The sequence below is a fragment of the Selenomonas sp. ND2010 genome, from assembly GCF_000702005.1.
GTDB lineage: Bacteria > Bacillota > Negativicutes > Selenomonadales > Selenomonadaceae > Selenomonas_A.
In genome coordinates, this window is sequence record NZ_JNKI01000002.1 from 179,268 (window position 1) to 196,543 (window position 17,276).

Below are 17,276 nucleotides of genomic sequence, written 5' to 3' on the forward strand. Positions count from 1 at the left end.
AAACATTCGATATAAAATAACCGGTCACTACAGTAGTGACCGGTTATTTTCATGCAATCGTTTTAGTGGTCAGCATCGAGCACTGCCTGTGCTGCGCCCATGACGCCGATTACCGCGTGTTCGAAAGTCAAACCGCCCTGCAGGTAGACGTTGTATGGTGCCCGCATCGGGCCGTCGGCGCTGAATTCAATCGATGCGCCTTGGACGAAGGTGCCAGCGGCCATGATGATCTGGTCGGCGTAGCCTGGCATATCCCACGGTTCAGGAGCCGCATAGGAATCAACAGGCGAATACTTCTGGATGCCGCCACAGAAAGCGATAAGTTTTTCAGCGGAGCCAAGCTCGATGGCCTGGATGATATCGCCGCGGACATCGGTCGGTCGTGGCAACGTCTTGTAGCCGAGTTTGGCAAACATGCCAGCGGCAAAGAGCGCTCCCTTAATGGCCTGAGCGACAACATGTGGAGCCAGGAAGAGTCCTTGGAACAATAAACGATTGTTGGCAAGACTTGCGCCAAGTTCATCCCCCATGCCCGGTGCCGTCAAGCGGTACGATGCGAGCTCAACAAGTTTGTCCTTACCGACAATGTAGCCGCCCGTCGGAGCGATGCCGCCGCCCGGGTTTTTGATGAGCGAGCCGGCCATGATGTCAACGCCAACCTGCGTCGGTTCGAGCGTGTCAACGAACTCGCCATAGCAGTTATCGACAAAGCAGATGCAGTCAGGTTTGATGCGATGGACCTCGGCCGTGATGGCGCGGATGTCTTCGATCGAGAGCGGATTGCGCATGCTGTAGCCGCGCGAACGCTGGATTTCAACCATCTTGGTCTTATCGGTGATGATGTTCTTGATGCCTTCCATGTCGACTTTGCCGTCAATCATCGGCAGTTCATTGTAGAGCACGCCAAATTCCTTGAGCGAGCCCGGGCTCGGATTGTCGTAGCCGATAACCGTTTGCATCGTATCGTATGGTTTGCCCGTCAGCGAGACAAGCTCATCGCCAGGACGCAGGATGCCAAACAGCACCGTCGCGAGCGCATGCGTACCCGAAACGAACTGCGTGCGCACGAGCGCGCGCTCAGCACCAAAGATTTTCGCATAAAGTTCTTCCAATTTTCCACGGCCAATATCATCATAGGCATAACCGGAAGTGGTATTGAAATGTGCATCGGATACTTTGCATTCCCGCATCGCATCGAGAATTTTCAACGTGTTTGCCTCAGCGATTTCATCAACATGCTGGAACAGTGGCTGGGTTTCTTTGAGAACTTCTTGTTTGAGATCAAGTATTTTTTTGGAAAAGGACACGACAATTACTCCTTACTATATGGTAAATATTTATCTTTTTCAGAAACAGGCAAACTAACTTCTAAGAGCGTCCCCTGCTCCACATATTCAGTAGAACGGACGGCATTTAAAGCGTGAAGATCCGTAATAATGTTGCCTTTATCATAGGGAATCAATAACGTGAGTTTTATTTGACTCTCTTGGAAAAAGCTTTCGATTTTTTCCTGTAAGGCAGCGAGATTTTCACCGGTTCGGGCTGAGATACAAATTCCCTCGCGGTCGTGCAACATCTGCAGTCGCAGATTGTCGTTATCGATGCGATCGGCTTTGTTGAATACGTAAAGGGTCGGCTTTGTTTCCGCCTTTAGTTCTTTCAATACCTCGATTACAGCCGCTATCTGTTGTTCGAAGTTTTCGTTGCTGCAGTCCACCACATGCAGCAACATATCCGCTTCCTGGACCTCCTCCAAAGTCGCCCGGAAGGCGGTGACCAATGTGTGGGGAAGCTTTTGGATAAAGCCAACAGTATCGGTCAGCAGGATTTCCTGCTTTTCTGGCAATACTAGATGACGAGTCGTTGGGTCGAGGGTAGCAAAGAGTTTATCCTCGGCAAAAACTTCTGAACCTGTGAGCTTATTTAGCAAAGTGGATTTGCCTGCATTGGTATAACCGACCAGGGCGACGAGAGGAATCCTGGATTCCTTGCGTCGCACCCGATGCAGATTGCGGCTCTTTTTGAGGCCCTCTATCTGCTTTTCGATGTCATGAATTTTGGTATAGATGCGACGGCGGTCGACTTCGAGTTTTGTCTCACCGGGGCCGCGCGTGCCGATACCGCCGCCGAGACGGGAAAGTACGAGGCCCTGTCCGCCCAACCGGGGCAAATTATATTTCAATTGAGCGAGCTCAACTTGAAGTTTGCCTTCTTTTGAGCGGGCACGTTGCGCAAAAATATCGAGGATCAAAGCGGTCCGGTCGATGACTTTTATGCCCAAGGTCTGTTCCAAGTTATGCTGCTGGGAAGGGGTGAGTTCATCATCGAAAATCAGGAGATTGGCCTCGGTGTTTTGAATCTCCATGGCAATTTCAGAAACCTTACCTTTGCCAAGAAAGAACGCTGCATCGGGCTTTTCCTTGCGCTGCGTAACCTGTCCAACGATTTTAGCGCCAGCTGTATCAGCCAGGCGTGCAAGCTCAGCCATGGATTCTTCGATTGTCCAAAGCTGTTTTCCGGGGCGTTCAACACCAGCCAAAATGGCCCGTTCCGTTTCCTCATCGGTATTCTTGAGGTTTTGCGCACCAAGCTTTTTGTTGATTGCTGTCACCAGCATGCTGAGATTGATTTGATTGAGGATCTTTTCTTTGACCGGACCATAGGTTTGAAGGTCCTCGATCCCCTCTTCGTTTTGCTCGCCAGTAAAAAATCCCATGGTACCGATGATACCTTCTTTATGATGACGGCCAATAGCTGCCATGCAGTCAAAGCGAAGACGGCGCAAAGAAGACAAGTCCGGGTCGCTCAATCGTACGTCCCCACTGGGATGAGTATGTACGCAGCGAATACCGGATAATCTTTTGTCGCCACGAACCTGACGCTGGAATTCTGGCAAATCAACCGTCGCGGTATCTCCGAGCGATACCTGCAGGATTTTCCCTTGGCGATTGATATAAACCGCTACCTCACGGTCGAGGATTTCCGTGATTTCAAGCATAGCGGCATTTAATTCTTTCGTCGATAGCTGACCAATCGGTACTGAAAGCTCATAGATTGCCTTGAGTTTTTCCAGTACGTAGGTCTTGATATTCGCTAAATCCCCATTTACCTGCATAGATACTCCTTATCCACGATTGACGATATTTGAGATGTGCTTGAGGGTTATGGAAAGCGTCCCATCGTCGTTGTTGTTGAACTCCACATACTCGGTATTGTCAAAATAATCCGTTGGTATCGTAAGCTCGATTCCTGTATCGGTTTTTAGTTTGTGTTTACACATCTTCTTCAGGGTGGCCTCCTGATTCATCTTGACGGGTTCGGTGAAACCGGCATCTTTGATGGCTGTATCAAAATCCGATTGCATCGAAGGATTATCCTTAAAGATTTCTTTCCCCGCCTCTACAAGATCCAGCTCGTCGGTTTCCTGCATGTTTTCTGCTACATAGCTTTTTACGGCAGCTTCGGTAGCCACTTTATCCTGTCCATAGGCTTCGGCTACTTTGGCAGCCGTCTTGCTGAGATTTTTGATGGCCTCCTTCGGGGAAGGCGTTAAGCTGCATTCAAGCAGAATTTCTGGAAAGACCTGGATGCTGTTGCCATCAATCGTGTATTTTTTCGCGCAGACAGAAATTCCCTTACTTTCCGTATCGACAAAAGCAAATTCTTCCATTTTCTGTGTGAGATTTGGCATAATCGAATAGTGATTGATAATTTCATTCTTGATGCCGTTTTCCGTCTGATTGACCTGATGGGTATAGCCGATATGACTATTGGACTTGAACACAACGATTTGACGCCGGTCGTCAATGCGGACATCGGCGACAATCACATCGGCAGAAGCCATTTCCTCGGCGTGGGTAAATGCCTCTTCGAGGGTATGCGTGATTTCCTTGGAAAATGGAACAAAACTCATCTCCCCGGACAAATAGGCGTTGAGTTTTTCTTGAAAAGCGCTGTCCTCGTAAAATGTGCCAGGTTTTGCGTCCTGACTCCCCCAAGATTTTTCGATGTGCTTATAAAGAAATGTTTCAATGCTGTCCTGCACCGTAAGTTCCTCATCGGAATACACCGTCATGCCGGAATTAAAATCCAAAATATGCAGAATCGCTTTATCTATAATAATCATACTGGCTGTTCATCCTCCGCTTGTTTTGCCTCTGTAGCGGCTCTAGCAGCCGCTTCCTTTTCTGCCCGGGTACGAATATCGATAAGCCGCGGGATAAAGTGTTGATGCATCTTCGCCTCAAGTTCTGATAACTCATTGGAATCAAAATCGTAATTAACGTCCGGAATATTCCAAATACGAGCTTCTGCGAAAAATTCGTCGCGATAAATGTTGTAATAAACCGTAAAACTGCTCTCCAACGAAAAATCGACATAGTCGATGACAATATAGGAACCATTGTTTATCTTCACCGGCTGAGCAGGCGAAATAAACAGGTGAAATCCCTTGACGGTTTCTGGCAGCTTGTTGCCGGTCTCCCATGTCGTGATTTTTTTATCCAAGACAATCGAGCTAAGACTCTTCGGATTAAATTCCACCATATCCATGAGCACTTGCTCGAATTGGTTTTTTAGTAGCTTTTCAAATACTTCGATGTTGGCTGTGATAAATTCGATCCGGCAAAACTCGATAAGGCCGATTTTTAAGCGCACTTTATACTCATGGGTTTCTTCATGAAAATAAATGGTTGCACTCTTATGAAGCTCTTCATTCACATAACGATAGAGGTCATAACTGTCCTTGGAAATCTTGGTGTTGCGGTCGAGCCGAAAGTCATGCCACTTCTCCGGCAGTTCTTTTAGGTATTGCCAGTCGGCAATTTCCGCATTGACCCTTTCAATCGTTTCATCCTTCATAGTTTTCACCAACCTTTACAGGAGTTTACAAAAATTTATTATACCATGAAATCATAGGAAAAGCACTCGCTTTTCCCTGTCAGCGAGTGCTCTAAGTTGCATTTGCTTTGTGCTGTTATCAGAACCCTAAATCATCATTGACAAGGATTACCTGAATGCGGCCCTTGTGCAGCGAATAGCGCGTAATGAGGAACTGGCAGCAGATAGTGTCCGGGCTCTTGCAGTCAAAGCAGGCGCCGGTCTTGGCACACGGCGTGCTCAGACCGAAACGCTGGGCATTGATGGGAGCCGCCACGTTGCGGGCGCGCTTCATAGCGCCGTCGAGGTCGCCGCAGACCTTGTTGAGGCCGACGATAAAGAGAACTTTTTTCGGTCCCTGGGCGATGGCCGATACGCGGTTGGCATTGCCGTCGATGTTGACGAGTACGCCGTCATTGGTCATTGCGTTCGTGCTGGTCAGGAATACATCGGCATCATAGGCCAAAAGCATCGCCTGCCGCCGGTCCTCGAACTTATCGCGGTCGATAAAGTTGTAGTTGCCGGCCTCCAGCGCCGCAGGCAGGCCGATTTCATGCACGCTCATGCCGCCGCCCATCGTGACGGTACTGCCCTCAGGAATAAGCTCCAGCGCAAGTTTCAGTGCCTCTTCCTTGCTCGCGGCATAAAAACCTTCCATGTTGCGCGACTGCAACCCTTTGATTACCGTCTGTGCCAGCAGTTCATTGCGTTTTACGATGTTCTCATTCATTGGCTCTCCTCCATTTGCTTTCGTCAAAACTACCTTTCGGCTAGGAAATCTGATAGACAAGCACTTCCTCGCGCCCATCCGATTCCTTGAATAAATCCCCGCAGGGAATCTCCATCAGCAGGGACAGCCTGCTCTCGGCTGCTAGATACTGGCGGTAAAAAACGGAAGGATAATAAAAAAACAGTAGCAATTCCCGCGGCGTCTGTTGATAAGACGCCTGCAGATGATCCATGACGATGCGCAGGATATCCACCGAGAACGGATTGAAGAAAAACACGCGGTCAACCGATGCTGGCACAGCGTATTCCGTGGCATCGATAAGAGTTAGACTCACCCTGCCGCCCGCCAGAGCATTGTCCTTATTCTGCACAGCCCGGGCATAGAGCCGCTCGTTGTACTCGATGCCGATGGCGCGGCATTTCGTTTGATAGGCCAGGAAAAAATCTACGCGTCCCTTGCCACAGCCATAATCAAGCAGCGTATTGCGCTTAGAAAAATAGCCACTGCCAGCCAGCCGCTCCAGCACGCAGTAATCGGTGGGCTCATAGGGATAGCGCGTCAAATCGGCGATACTGTCGTCCCTGCCGGTCGTGCGGATATGCAAAATATTATCCCATTCGTTTTCTTCCGTCATCTGTGGTCCTTTCTCGCTGCCATTTTAGGTAGCTGGCGGTATCGTCACTTCCCCCACTGCCCCGGCCAGTGGCTCATCGCCGCTAAGGTCAATCGCCAGCTCTGTCTCATAGGTTGGGTAGGCGCTAAGCGGTTTGGTAGAATAGTCCTTGGGCTCGTTTTCCTCCGCGCGCTGGCGTTCGTTGGCTTCTGATACCTTGCGGTCGCGTTCGCGCTGCTCACGGTCTTCCTTGAGCTTTTCGAGTGTCCCTGCCGATTTTGCCATGTTGTAAAGCTCCGGCGATGCCTCAGCCAGTTCCTTTTCATCGGCCTCTGAAACATGACGGCCATGCATGATGCGCATCGCCGTCTGCATCACGCGCGACTGCTGCTGTGCCGCCTTCTTCCAGCCATCGGCGGACTGGCGGGCACTTGCCAGCTGCTGCTCCAGCATGAACTGATTCATGACACTTTGCCGGTCTTTTTCCATCTGCTTGCCAACGGCGAGCAGCTCTTTTTGCTGCTGTTTGTCGAGCGTCACGCGCTGTCCCTTTACCATAAGATAGCCGCGCTTTACGACGCCTGCAATCTCGGCAACGCTGTGAAAACGTGCCGTGAACTTGCCATTGCCGCGATCGATTACATCGCTCCAATCTTGTAAGTCAGCCGGCTCTGCCAATTGCCACTTTTCCTGCATGACCCGCGCCTCATCCGAAATCTCTGCCGTATCCAGCGCTATTTTATCTTTCGCTAACGATGGTTTCTTCGCCGCAGCCGTATAGGACGCCTTCGCGATACTGCCAGTCAGGCTGGCAGTAGAATCATTCAAAATCCGCATGATTTATTCCTCCATGAATAAAAACAAACTCGTCTATTTCAAATGTCCTCTTTTCCTATTATACCATAGCCGTTATAAGCTACGCATGCGTAAGCAAAACTTTTCGCGTTGAAATCCATATCACGGTGTGCTATCCTTAGTACCGAAAGAAGGAACGTCAGCTTTGCAGAGATAGCGATTATCCATCAATCCGTAAAAAATAAGCCCGACCATACGGCCGGGCCTGCGCTCAGGTTGCGATCCTAAGCATTTGTGCTGTTGCTGCGCACCTCCTTCCTTCTGCAGGTATAAGGTGCGCAGCATGTTATATTATACGATATTGCTTGAAGGAAATGCAATACCATGATATAATTGATTCAGCTAAGAGGTTTGTGATACTGCCAATAGAGTGTCACGTCCAGTAAGAAAAGCCTTAGGGTCGCTCCCTGAGGCTTTTCTTCTTCCCCAGCGCACACGTATTCGCGTGCGCTGGGGATTTTTTATTTGCTACTATGCAGATAGCACATCTAAGAAATGTAAGCGCTAAATCATCCGATGTTATCAATAGCTGAAACGAGCCTGACCACGTTATCAATGGTCAGGCTCATCTTATTTGAGGGGCGATAGATATGGGGCTTTGCATACTATTTAAGGCTTATCTTGTTTTGGCAGTTCATTATTTCTTGCCCGTGCACCCACGCGCTGAAATCCAGCCGTTGTTCCACCATAATCTTGGCGTCCCCCGATGCTTTTCGCGCGGCGTTGATTTTCTCGATACAGACATCCAGATAACGGCCGGTGGCTTCCCACATCTCATCGTCTACCGGGTACTCATAGTGTTCGCCCATCTGTCTGGGGATAGAGATGGACTTCAACCGCTTCTTGGCGACCTTCCCTGTCCGGAGAAAATGCCGGAGCCGCAGTTCTGCCACCGCATGAGCCGCCGTTCCTTCCTCCGCATAACTGGAGGTCTTATCGGAGACAGCCGCTTCCAGCTTCGCCGATGGCGGACAATGCAGCCATCTGTGGGAGCCGGAAGCACTACGCATTGCATGTACTTCAGGCAACTTTGTCACCTCCAATAAGTGCTTTCAGCGAATCAATCTGGGCACGGGTTTCAATCTCGCCCACCCGCTTCAGATTGTTCTCTTTAAGCCATGCCGCAATCTTCGGCTGATTGGTGGCTTTATCGGCCTTCATGAATTCCCCGGCCTTACCCCGAATGGCTTCGATTTCCTCTGTGGTCGGTTTATCTGCTGCCTCTGCTTTCTTCGGCTCCGGTTCCTTCACCAGGTCATTGATTTCCTTTGCCTTCTCTCGCGTCACAGGTTCGCTCTTGAGGGGCTTTTCTTCTGCCTTGGTAGCCTTCTTAGGCTCTGCCTTTTTGGCGAGCTCAGCGGGGCGCTCCTCATCCTCAAACATAACTGCTTCCATCTGTTTCAGCCGTTCTTCTTTTGTTAACCCGACCGTCTTTTCAGGCAATCGCGCGTTGGTATTTCCTGCCCGAGCCATGCTGACTGCCGCCAGACAACCAGCAATACCAGACAGAGCGTTTACAAACTTTTCATCAAACTTCACGTTTACATTGATATCCATAGATTTTTCATATCCTCCTGTGGTAAAATCAGACTATAAAATCCTTTTAACTGTGGGTTTTATCCAGGTCGTTCCTGTTGGCGCAGGAGCGACCTTTTTATTGCGCCTCTGCCTCTATTGCTGGCGCCAGCAACAATAAGCATTTGACGCTCTTCCGGTGTTACCCCCGGTGAAGCTCCTTTACAGTAGCTGGCGGGTAACCGGCAGGTCAGGCCCCCATATCCGGGGTTGCATGTAACTGCTTGCGTCTTAATCACTCGCTTTCTTAATCCAGTAGGAAATACGGATTTTATCCCCGGCGTGAATCACATAGTCATTTTCCTTGACCCACGGATTGAGCTCTTTGATGCCTTCCACAAACTCCGGCAGATAACGCCGCCCGCCAGTATTGAGTTTGATATGCTCCTCCCCGATATGCCAAAGCGTATCCCCTGGCTGCACTGTATATACGGTTTCCACTCTTACTTGATCGCCATCATAGAAGCCGGCGCATATCACTGCAGTCCCGATAATGGCGGCACCCGCAAGAAACTTCTTCAAGGCTGACTCCCCCCCCCCGATGCAGGGCTGCTCCCAGCTGACGGTGCCGCTCCATTTCGATGGCCTTGCGTATCTTCCTCTCATGCTCGGACATGTTTCTTCCCCCTCTATGATTCGATATCATCGATGATTTCTGCATCAGCCTTGCCGAGTATGTGCCCCAGCATAAACGCGTCGCTCCGCGCGCGCGCATTCACGGCATAACAGCGTTCTTTGTCAACAGCTGCCGTAACCGCATAACGGTAATGCGCCTCGGCTCTCTCTGCGATCCGCTGGAGCTCCTGAATCTCTGCTTGTGTCATCCTGCCTCCCGACTCTCTTTGTTCTCGCATTTTCTGACTTCCACTTCCACCTCATGGCCTTTGGCGCGGCCATCAAGTTTCAGCAGCATTTCGATAAAGGCTTCGGGCTTGAAGCCGATGAGCCCGGTTTGGGGCTTTTCCATACGAATCTCTCCTTTCGCATGATGTTTCTTTGATAGTGTTGGGTAGTGTTTGCATCCGAGCCGTTCATTTGCCATCGCCTTCTTGGCGATGCTTCTCATCAAGATAGGCCTGCGCCCGATCCTTTATGGACTGCATTTCCGCATCATCAGCATCCGGCGCCTCCGCCAGCTTGCATTTAACACCGAGAACCTTGTAGATAAGCTCCTCGAAAACTTCTGCTTTGGTCATGGTGGTTCACTCCTTTTGTGCTATAATCTCCTATGAAAGGAGGTGTTATTATGGGTTCATACAAAAATGCTCAAGTATGTTTGAATGGTCACGCTACCACAGACGATGTATCACAAGCAGAATTTTGTTCGCCGTTTTGCTCTTATTGCGGTGAAAAAACAATAACCGCTTGCACTAAATGTGGCAGCCCAATCCGTGGTGAGTATTGCGCAGATGGCATTACGTTCATGTCCGTTAGTTACAGCGCGCCTGCATATTGCCATAATTGCGGTGAGCCATATCCTTGGACACAGCGCAGAATAGCGGCTGCTCAAGAGCTGTTTTCCGATTTTGACCTCACAACGGAAGACCGGGATAAACTCGATAGATGCTTTCCCAATATCGTTGCTGACACGCCTATGACCACAGTATCGGCTAATAGGGTAAGAAATTATCTCGAAAAACTTCCCGCCTACGTCAGCTCATGTCTTAGGGATATACTTGTAGACATTGCCTCTGAAACGGCCAAAAAAATCATTTGGCCATCGTAATCCCCGCGCCTGGGCATTTATCCTGCCCGCAATTATGGCGCCTCTTTAATCCCCAACAGTCGCATTCGACTACGATTTTCCTGCCGCAATTGTGGCAGAAATTCCCTGCCCGCACTGTTTGCCCACAGTGTGGGCATTTTATTTTAGTTATCATAATTTTTGTCTCCTTATGCCACGCTACCATTGAGCAGTTTATCCGCAATCCGCAGGGCATCATCCAGCAGGCCTTTCTTCTCCAAATACTCCGGCGTGCCTGGTTTCTTCTTGAGCCCGTTCTCTTTCATGTAGTAGGCTATCGAATTGCCGATACTGGTGTGGAAGGCTGTGTTGTATGCCGCACGGAATCTGTGCCATCCTTCGCGGAACGTCAGCCCGCTTTTGACTGCATAGGCCTGAACCATCGCCACAAGCTTCTGCCGTTTCGTGCCCTCGGTACATACGCCATTGAGCGTGTCAATTCGGGAAGATTGGATTTTCTGCTCCTTGCGGATTTCCTCGTTATCGAGTCGCAGGCGGGCAAGCTCGCGCTCTTGCTCTACCAGTTGCTGGGCGGCCTGTGCAAGTATCTCTACCTGGCTCATTTGTTTGCCGTAGCTCCCCGTCTTGCGAATGGCGGGCAGTACCTCGCTCGTTACCCAGCGTTTGAAGCGCCTGGCCTCGGGAAGCTTGCTGGAAAGAATTAGACTATAAAGACCAGACTCGTTGATGATGATGGTATCCTGCTTCCTCCCCAGCGAATCGATGAGTCCCCGTTTTAGGGAGTCATCCTCATCAACATGTGAAGCCAAAGCATTCAAAGGTTTTGCATATCCTAAAATCTCAGCAACATCTTTTCCAACAAAAAACGGCTCATTGTCGATGGTCAAGGTGCGAACCTGACCAAACTCTGGGTTGTTGAAAATCTGAAGACCGTTACTCAATGTTATCTCCTTCTTTCTATCTCATTTTTGAGACTGTACTAGCAAAAAAAATAGAGTTCATTTCCTCAGCTGTCAACTGTAGCAAGCGCCCTATTGCATAGGCTTCTCTTACTAGCATTGCCTCTCCGCAATTAGTAATTTTGCGGTACATACTAGCAGTACTTATACCTATAGCATTTGCTACGTCCGCAACTGATAAGCCATTCTCTACAATTTTGCCCTTCAACATATTGGTATTAACCACTTGTTCAAGACCTCCTTGTATGTCTTATATCTTGCGACACATTTATAGCATCACAAATATAAGACACTCGCAAGCAGTATTTTCTTATATTTTAAGATTTTTATTAAATGCATAAATCTATTCTCATATATTAAAAATATGATAGAATATAAGAAAAGCAACAAAAGAGGTGACCAACGTGTCAAATATTGGACAAAACATAAAGAATCGTCGAATCGAGCTAGGCCTTACTGCTGATCAACTGGCAGATCGTCTGCAAAAAAGTCGAGCTACTATATATCGATACGAAAGTACTGACGCAGATAATATGCCTATTGGTATATTAGAACCATTAGCAAGGGCATTATCTACCACCCCCGCAGAGCTCATGGGCTGGAGTGGCGGAGCCGTCAAGGTTACTACTAACCTGTCGTTCGATGACAAATCTCCCCTGCATGCGTTGACGCAGGCTTACCTGCGCCGTCCTTCCTTAGTACAGGACGAAATCATCCGGCGCTTTGAGGGATTGGACGCCACATTCTCCCATAATGTCAGCAAGTTGCTGCAAGCATCTGGTGACATAAACGGCTTTATGAAAGGTACTGGTCTGCCCTTTGCTACTGTTGGCAAGTTCATGCAGGGTGAAACCGTCCTGACCACACCAGCAGAGGCTGAGCGTATCGCTACATACTTCCATACTAATGTGGTGGATTTGTTCTTTAATCTCGATGAAAAAGACGAACTGCAGCAAGAACCCGTGGTACCTCCCGAGCAGCAAGAACCGGATGTTGTGGCCACCAGAATTTTGGACCGAGCCTTAAAAACGGACATAGCGGCCGATGGTCTTGTATATACTGTCTTGATGGCGTTAAAAAAATATCTAGGCTCCATAGAACAGGATATATCCTATAAAAAATTACGAAACGCTATAAACATTATTTCCAACGCTGAATTTATAAGTAATGTTTACGGAGCCATGCAAAAAATCCGTAAAACTTATTTATATGACATCGATATAGATGATTTAGCACCTGTGATTGCAAAAGAAATTTATGAGCAGGACTATATATGTATAGTTAGCTACATTAACAATAAAAATGCTATAAAGAATTTAAAACTTCTATTGGAGCAAAAATTTAAACTAAACAAATAAAAATTGCCACCCTAGAATGAACGGCCGTACTATGGCTAAATCATAATACAATACAATTCGTAGCAGTATTATGTAGCAATAAATAAAAAAAAACCGCCTTTCAGGCGGAACGAAAGGATTTGTAGCAAACATGTTCATTTCAGACACCTCTATTTTTCATGATTCTGATTTTTCAGTAGCGATGCACGGTGTAGACAATCTTTTACAGGATGTATGCGAGGTTGAATACATTCCTACCCATGAAACGTACCTGCTTACCGACGAGGGCATCCCTAACGTTAATGCGCCCGCTATCCGTCGCTTAGTAAATTTCAAAAATGCAGCTCCAGAAGATTCACTGCTGGCTATGAAAATTAAGGAAGTTGCGAGAGAATTCTTTGATGAGCGAGAAACGGAACAAAAATAAAAAAAGCCGTCCCGAAGGACGGCTGTACGAAAGAAGCGGATATTATTGGCTACCATTCAGGATCATATACGGTTATCAACAAATACGTCCCCAATTTTCGAAATGGCGGAAACTATCCAGCGCATCTACAATCCGCCGGCACTAAAGGCATTTCAGAACGCCATTCAGATACCCCGCGCTTCACTGGCTATGCAAACTGCTGCGATTACAGCTCAGCTTACGCAGGCGCAGGCTATAACGGCAGCGGCATTCCACCCCGCTATTGAGGCTGTTGCAATGTACCAACAACCATATATGTCTATGGCTGCGGCAATGACTGAATATCAAAGAACGCTGGAGCACATCACCAGAATCCCTGAGTTGATAAAAATGCAGGAAAAGCTCCATCAAATGAGCCGTTTATTTCCAACAGTACAAGTAAGTATGCCAAATGTTGCCAGCACTTTACCTGCCTTTGAATATCTCGAAGTAAATCAACCAGAGTTATGTCAACAGGTAGAGGATGCTCTCTCAATTCAAGCTACCCCTGACGACTCTGCGGATAATATTAAAGCTTATATGTTATTCTGTACCGAAATCATCATCGGGCTGGAAGGTGTGAAGGAAGTAGCTGCAGACCCCGCAATAAAAGCAGGGTGTGTCAGCTTGATAATTATTTTTTCGAGTCTACTGGCATATCTAAAATACTGTAAAGAAGAACAATAACTAGAAGCAAGTCTAATTTTCCCGTAACGGTATCTGATAAAAAGAACATAGTCACTAGCAACATTAGATTTATGGCCTTAATAAGCCGTACTTTCTTTTTGGATAACTGCATTCTCCCCGCCTCACTTTCTGCAATATATCTAGCTATATTATACCACTTTATTGCAAAAAGTGCTCTACGCTTTTATGCATAAATGAACCCCGCACTCTGCCCAGGGAACCTCGCAATAAAAAAAGCCGCCCCGTGGATGGGAGTAGTGACTATTGATTCGGGATGAGTAATATTTGAGGCCCTGATGATAATTGATAGGGAGTGATCGTTATGTATCTATCCATTATATGGATGGAGCTGAATGGAATGCTATAGATGGACAGGACGTCAGCATCTCAGGAAAGATGGACAAATAATCTGACACTCGATGGCAGGTGATTGAAATGATACGAAAACTCATTATGTTGGCCACCTTGTTACTTTCACTGACGGCGCCATGCTCTGCTACGAATCTGAAATACGTTTGCGACTTCGGTGACTATGACAGCCATGTTTACGTTGACGTCGATTCTATCCGGCTGGCGGAAAAGAATGATGAAAGCCATCGTGGATTTGTTTTCCGCACGTTTTGGAAGCCGTCCGGAGTTGATAGAATGAAATTCCTGGCAAACAATATGGGGAACGGCAGCAGTATCGCTTTCCAGCTTTACGAGCAAAACTATGCTTACAGCGTCTATATTTATGAGATTGACCTGAAATACAAGATGAGAACCATCGCTGTTGAATTCCGCAATCAGAACGATGACATCATAAAGGTTCTGAAATTCAAAGATCCGCCATACAGAAGTGTAAAGGAGCATTCGCAGAACTATCTCATCGCCAAAACGGCATATGGCGCTGCGAGAGAGAGATTTAAATACCTAATGACGCTCCCCTATTATGACCACGCCAGCCAGTCCTATAAGCAATAAAGAGCCGCCCCCGCATTGAGCGGTATTACCTCCACGACATCGACTACCGCTTGATGGAGCAGTTCCATATAGAATTGAAGTAGGCATAAAAAAGACCGCCCTGGAGGGCGGCTGTAAAGAAAGGAAGGATTCCCATGTTCAAGAAAATAGCTTTGGCCACGCTGGCCGCTGTCTGTGTATCAATAGCTACCCCTGCCCTGGCATCTGACTACCTTGGCAATCCGAAGTCGATGAAGTTCCACTACTCCAGCTGCTCTACAATAAAACATCCGGAAAGGTTCGTCGAGTTCAGCACCCGTGACGATGCCATTGCCGCAGGGTATGTACCGTGCAAGCGGTGCAATCCGTAATCATCACTATATATAGTATAAGAAGGTTATTTTAGCAGAATATCTAGTCTTTGTCAATTTTTCTTGACATCAAGTTTATTTTTGTTATAATGGAGAGCAAGAAGAGAGTGCTGATGTCTCCTACGGGAGCTCGGCGCGGAAATAGTCCTCTCCATTATTGGAGGGGGCTATTTTTGTTATGACAACACCCGCAAAACCATTCCGAACCCTATCGGAACAGATTGAACTGTTGAAGGGCCGTGATTTAGTCATTACTGATGAAGAACAAGCCAAAAAACTTCTTCTCAGCAACAACTACTACAACATCATCAACGGCTACAGTAAGTTTTTTCCAACAGTGCAGGACCACTATACAAACGGCACTTCCTTTGACGAGGTAATCCGTTTATATACTTTTGACACGGAACTTAAGCACGCCTTTTTCAAAGCCGTGCTGGCTGTTGAGTCACACTTAAAAGCAATTTTTGCTTACCATTTTGCAGAAGCATATCATAACATACGATATTCATATCTTGATATCGCTTGTTATGACCCTAATCGCGTCCTCGATGCAGTTCAAACCATCCATAAATTATCAGGTATAATCAATCGGCAAAATAAATTCCCTGACTCCAGCATCTATCATTATGTACATGCTTATGGCAATGTACCTATATGGGTACTGGTCAACCATATAGATTTTGGTGATCTTCGGTACATGATTATAAATTCTAAAAAGGCCATCCAAAATAAGGTTGCCCGTGATATTATGGATTTCACGAAACAGAATATCCCCAATATCTGTTTATTCCCTCCTGAAAATATGATTGACCTGCTGGCCAACATAAACGAACTACGTAACGTTTGCGCACACAACAACCGCATGATTGGCTTTAAGTGCCGTCGTGACAGCAGGTACTGGCCTGAATTACATGACCGTTATAATTTAGCACAACGCAGTGAACGCCGGGATGTATATTCTGTCTATGTTTCCTTGCAATGCTTCTTGAGTGAAACTGAATTTTCTTGGCTCCATAACACTATTCGAAAAAGAATGCGAACTCTTAGCAACGGTCTTCAATCCATTGATACGAATCACATTCTAAGGTTATTGGGATTTCCCGATGACTGGCATTTGACAGCTCAAATACGGCATCAAAAATGAAAATGAGCCGCCCCTGCGCCAACAGGAACGGCCCGGATGCAATCAGTCTGAGAGAGACTAATCACACTACCCAAAGTAGATTATACCACCTCTCAGGCTTGTTTGCCAAACGCAAATAAACTAGAGAGGTGTTTTATTATGAAAAAAGCAGCGCTTTATATCCGTGTATCCACCGAGGAGCAGGCCAAGCATGGCTTCTCCCTAGCTGAACAGCAGCATGATCTGGAGCAGTACGCCCGTGCACACCATTATACTGTCGTTGGCGTGTACGCCGATGAGGGCAACACCGCCCGCAAAGCACTCTCCCGCCGTAAGGGGCTCCAGCGACTCCTTGACGATGTGCGGGCAGACAAGGTGGATATTATCCTGCTGAAGTGCTTGGACCGCTGGTTCCGCAATGTGCGGGATTATTACAAGGTGCAGGACGTTCTCGACCAGTACGGCGTAAACTGGGAATGCACGCAGGAAGATTACAACACCACAACCACCAACGGTCGCCTTATGCTGAACCTCAAACTCTCCATCGCCCAGAATGAATCCGACCAGACCAGCGACCGCATCAAGTATGTCAACGAAGGAAAGCATCGCCGCAAGGAGGAAACCACGAGCAAGCATCCTTTCGGCTATGAACTCAAAGATAAGCATCTCGTAGTGGTCGAAAAGGAACGCCCTATTGTCGAGTTCATCTTTGAGCAGATACTGGCTGGATACGCCACCCACTCCATTTTCCGCAAGATACTCGATAAGTTTGGCATATCCATTGACGCCCGCCGTGTTTGGCGTATTTTGCGTAATCCAACGTATAAGGGAGTTCGCTACGGCATCCCCAACTACTGCCCGGCCATTATCCCTCCAGAGCAGTTTGATCGCGTACAGACAATTCTCTCCCGCAATCAGTAGCCAAGACAATCAGGAAGAATTTATCTGTTCTCCGGCAAAGTGGTCTGTCCATCCTGTGGTACTATCATGGTCGCACATCGAGGTTACGTCAACAAGAAAAAAATAGCTATCAACAAACCTACATCTGTGGCAATC

23 protein-coding genes are annotated in these 17,276 nt (G+C 47.6%); 8 read left to right on the plus strand and 15 right to left on the minus strand.

Going from position 1 to position 17,276, the window contains the following annotated elements:
- Window positions 1–62: 62 nt before the first annotated feature.
- The 13 genes from T504_RS0102420 to T504_RS14535 form a co-directional block, all read right to left on the minus strand.
- The gene (locus T504_RS0102420; RefSeq protein WP_033169445.1) at window positions 63–1,307 is read right to left on the minus strand and encodes a methionine gamma-lyase family protein; all 1,245 of its coding nucleotides are present in this window, start codon (window positions 1,305–1,307) and stop codon (window positions 63–65) included.
- 5 nt (window positions 1,308–1,312) lie between these two features.
- Window positions 1,313–3,115: a GTPase HflX gene (hflX, locus tag T504_RS0102425; RefSeq protein ID WP_033169446.1), complete on the minus strand. Its 1,803-nt coding sequence runs from the start codon at window positions 3,113–3,115 to the stop codon at window positions 1,313–1,315.
- 9 nt (window positions 3,116–3,124) lie between these two features.
- On the minus strand, window positions 3,125–4,126 hold the full coding sequence (locus tag T504_RS0102430; protein ID WP_033169447.1) for a nucleoid-associated protein: 1,002 nt from the start codon (window positions 4,124–4,126) through the stop codon (window positions 3,125–3,127).
- Window positions 4,123–4,860 carry a hypothetical protein gene (locus tag T504_RS0102435; RefSeq protein ID WP_033169448.1) on the minus strand — a complete coding sequence of 246 codons (738 nt, stop codon included), beginning with the start codon at window positions 4,858–4,860 and terminating at the stop codon, window positions 4,123–4,125. Before T504_RS0102435 ends, T504_RS0102430 begins: the two co-directional genes overlap by 4 nt.
- 118 nt (window positions 4,861–4,978) lie before the next feature.
- Window positions 4,979–5,608, minus strand: coding sequence for a lactate utilization protein (locus T504_RS0102440; RefSeq protein WP_033169449.1), 630 nt, complete (start codon window positions 5,606–5,608; stop codon window positions 4,979–4,981).
- Window positions 5,609–5,648: 40 nt separating this feature from the next.
- On the minus strand, window positions 5,649–6,242 hold the full coding sequence (locus T504_RS0102445) for a class I SAM-dependent methyltransferase (protein ID WP_033169450.1): 594 nt from the start codon (window positions 6,240–6,242) through the stop codon (window positions 5,649–5,651).
- A 24-nt stretch (window positions 6,243–6,266) separates the two neighbouring features.
- Window positions 6,267–7,058: a hypothetical protein gene (locus T504_RS0102450; RefSeq protein WP_033169451.1), complete on the minus strand. Its 792-nt coding sequence runs from the start codon at window positions 7,056–7,058 to the stop codon at window positions 6,267–6,269.
- 623 nt (window positions 7,059–7,681) lie between these two features.
- The gene (locus tag T504_RS0102455; RefSeq protein WP_033169452.1) at window positions 7,682–8,104 is read right to left on the minus strand and encodes a DUF2800 domain-containing protein; all 423 of its coding nucleotides are present in this window, start codon (window positions 8,102–8,104) and stop codon (window positions 7,682–7,684) included.
- Window positions 8,097–8,633: a hypothetical protein gene (locus T504_RS0102460; RefSeq protein WP_033169453.1), complete on the minus strand. Its 537-nt coding sequence runs from the start codon at window positions 8,631–8,633 to the stop codon at window positions 8,097–8,099. The genes T504_RS0102455 and T504_RS0102460 overlap by 8 nt, the downstream gene beginning before the upstream one ends.
- A gap of 249 nt (window positions 8,634–8,882) precedes the next feature.
- Window positions 8,883–9,173, minus strand: a complete 291-nt coding sequence (locus T504_RS0102465; RefSeq protein ID WP_033169454.1) for a LysM peptidoglycan-binding domain-containing protein — start codon at window positions 9,171–9,173, stop codon at window positions 8,883–8,885.
- A gap of 107 nt (window positions 9,174–9,280) precedes the next feature.
- Window positions 9,281–9,475: a hypothetical protein gene (locus T504_RS0102470; protein ID WP_033169455.1), complete on the minus strand. Its 195-nt coding sequence runs from the start codon at window positions 9,473–9,475 to the stop codon at window positions 9,281–9,283.
- Window positions 9,472–9,618 carry a hypothetical protein gene (locus T504_RS14530; protein WP_156033455.1) on the minus strand — a complete coding sequence of 49 codons (147 nt, stop codon included), beginning with the start codon at window positions 9,616–9,618 and terminating at the stop codon, window positions 9,472–9,474. The genes T504_RS0102470 and T504_RS14530 overlap by 4 nt, the downstream gene beginning before the upstream one ends.
- Before the next feature lie 64 nt (window positions 9,619–9,682).
- Window positions 9,683–9,847 (minus strand): hypothetical protein, encoded by a 165-nt coding sequence (locus T504_RS14535; RefSeq protein WP_156033456.1) that lies wholly within the window; start codon window positions 9,845–9,847, stop codon window positions 9,683–9,685.
- A gap of 50 nt (window positions 9,848–9,897) precedes the next feature.
- Here T504_RS14535 and T504_RS0102475 point away from each other — a divergent pair, with 50 nt between their 5' ends.
- Window positions 9,898–10,377, plus strand: coding sequence for a DUF2321 domain-containing protein (locus T504_RS0102475; RefSeq protein ID WP_033169456.1), 480 nt, complete (start codon window positions 9,898–9,900; stop codon window positions 10,375–10,377).
- Window positions 10,378–10,544: 167 nt separating this feature from the next.
- On the opposite strand, the gene T504_RS13760 is transcribed toward T504_RS0102475, so the two are convergent.
- Together T504_RS13760 and T504_RS0102485 are read right to left on the minus strand one after the other, a co-directional pair.
- Window positions 10,545–11,297: a BRO-N domain-containing protein gene (locus T504_RS13760; protein WP_051635163.1), complete on the minus strand. Its 753-nt coding sequence runs from the start codon at window positions 11,295–11,297 to the stop codon at window positions 10,545–10,547.
- Between the two features lie 16 nt (window positions 11,298–11,313).
- Window positions 11,314–11,541 carry a hypothetical protein gene (locus tag T504_RS0102485; RefSeq protein WP_033169457.1) on the minus strand — a complete coding sequence of 76 codons (228 nt, stop codon included), beginning with the start codon at window positions 11,539–11,541 and terminating at the stop codon, window positions 11,314–11,316.
- A 178-nt stretch (window positions 11,542–11,719) separates the two neighbouring features.
- Here T504_RS0102485 and T504_RS13765 point away from each other — a divergent pair, with 178 nt between their 5' ends.
- The 7 genes from T504_RS13765 (at window position 11,720) to T504_RS14380 (ending at window position 17,141) form a co-directional block, all read left to right on the plus strand.
- The gene (locus T504_RS13765; RefSeq protein ID WP_051635165.1) at window positions 11,720–12,673 is read left to right on the plus strand and encodes a helix-turn-helix domain-containing protein; all 954 of its coding nucleotides are present in this window, start codon (window positions 11,720–11,722) and stop codon (window positions 12,671–12,673) included.
- Window positions 12,674–12,803: 130 nt separating this feature from the next.
- Window positions 12,804–13,079 carry a hypothetical protein gene (locus T504_RS0102495; RefSeq protein ID WP_033169458.1) on the plus strand — a complete coding sequence of 92 codons (276 nt, stop codon included), beginning with the start codon at window positions 12,804–12,806 and terminating at the stop codon, window positions 13,077–13,079.
- A 45-nt stretch (window positions 13,080–13,124) separates the two neighbouring features.
- Window positions 13,125–13,784 (plus strand): hypothetical protein, encoded by a 660-nt coding sequence (locus tag T504_RS0102500; protein ID WP_033169459.1) that lies wholly within the window; start codon window positions 13,125–13,127, stop codon window positions 13,782–13,784.
- Between the two features lie 435 nt (window positions 13,785–14,219).
- Window positions 14,220–14,747: a hypothetical protein gene (locus tag T504_RS0102505; RefSeq protein ID WP_033169460.1), complete on the plus strand. Its 528-nt coding sequence runs from the start codon at window positions 14,220–14,222 to the stop codon at window positions 14,745–14,747.
- 134 nt (window positions 14,748–14,881) lie between these two features.
- Window positions 14,882–15,097, plus strand: a complete 216-nt coding sequence (locus T504_RS0102510; protein ID WP_014424819.1) for an Ada metal-binding domain-containing protein — start codon at window positions 14,882–14,884, stop codon at window positions 15,095–15,097.
- A 178-nt stretch (window positions 15,098–15,275) separates the two neighbouring features.
- Entirely contained in the window at window positions 15,276–16,241 is a 966-nt protein-coding gene (locus tag T504_RS0102515) for an Abi family protein (RefSeq protein WP_033169461.1), read from the plus strand.
- Between the two features lie 138 nt (window positions 16,242–16,379).
- The gene (locus T504_RS14380) at window positions 16,380–17,141 is read left to right on the plus strand and encodes a recombinase family protein (RefSeq protein ID WP_051635166.1); all 762 of its coding nucleotides are present in this window, start codon (window positions 16,380–16,382) and stop codon (window positions 17,139–17,141) included.
- Window positions 17,142–17,276 lie beyond the last annotated feature (135 nt).

Excerpts from the sequence above, each read along its gene's own strand:
- hflX (WP_033169446.1), bottom strand. The coding sequence starts at position 3,115 with ATGCAGGTAAATGGGGATTTAGCGAATATCAAGACCTACGTACTGGAA.
- T504_RS0102430 (WP_033169447.1), bottom strand. The coding sequence starts at position 4,126 with ATGATTATTATAGATAAAGCGATTCTGCATATTTTGGATTTTAATTCC.
- T504_RS0102435 (WP_033169448.1), bottom strand. The coding sequence starts at position 4,860 with ATGAAGGATGAAACGATTGAAAGGGTCAATGCGGAAATTGCCGACTGG.
- T504_RS0102440 (WP_033169449.1), bottom strand. The coding sequence starts at position 5,608 with ATGAATGAGAACATCGTAAAACGCAATGAACTGCTGGCACAGACGGTA.
- T504_RS0102445 (WP_033169450.1), bottom strand. The coding sequence starts at position 6,242 with ATGACGGAAGAAAACGAATGGGATAATATTTTGCATATCCGCACGACC.
- T504_RS0102450 (WP_033169451.1), bottom strand. The coding sequence starts at position 7,058 with ATGCGGATTTTGAATGATTCTACTGCCAGCCTGACTGGCAGTATCGCG.
- T504_RS0102460 (WP_033169453.1), bottom strand. The coding sequence starts at position 8,633 with ATGGATATCAATGTAAACGTGAAGTTTGATGAAAAGTTTGTAAACGCT.
- T504_RS0102470 (WP_033169455.1), bottom strand. The coding sequence starts at position 9,475 with ATGACACAAGCAGAGATTCAGGAGCTCCAGCGGATCGCAGAGAGAGCC.
- T504_RS14530 (WP_156033455.1), bottom strand. The coding sequence starts at position 9,618 with ATGGAAAAGCCCCAAACCGGGCTCATCGGCTTCAAGCCCGAAGCCTTT.
- T504_RS14535 (WP_156033456.1), bottom strand. The coding sequence starts at position 9,847 with ATGACCAAAGCAGAAGTTTTCGAGGAGCTTATCTACAAGGTTCTCGGT.
- T504_RS0102475 (WP_033169456.1), top strand. The coding sequence starts at position 9,898 with ATGGGTTCATACAAAAATGCTCAAGTATGTTTGAATGGTCACGCTACC.
- T504_RS0102495 (WP_033169458.1), top strand. The coding sequence starts at position 12,804 with ATGTTCATTTCAGACACCTCTATTTTTCATGATTCTGATTTTTCAGTA.
- T504_RS0102505 (WP_033169460.1), top strand. The coding sequence starts at position 14,220 with ATGATACGAAAACTCATTATGTTGGCCACCTTGTTACTTTCACTGACG.
- T504_RS0102510 (WP_014424819.1), top strand. The coding sequence starts at position 14,882 with ATGTTCAAGAAAATAGCTTTGGCCACGCTGGCCGCTGTCTGTGTATCA.
- T504_RS0102515 (WP_033169461.1), top strand. The coding sequence starts at position 15,276 with ATGACAACACCCGCAAAACCATTCCGAACCCTATCGGAACAGATTGAA.
- T504_RS14380 (WP_051635166.1), top strand. The coding sequence starts at position 16,380 with ATGAAAAAAGCAGCGCTTTATATCCGTGTATCCACCGAGGAGCAGGCC.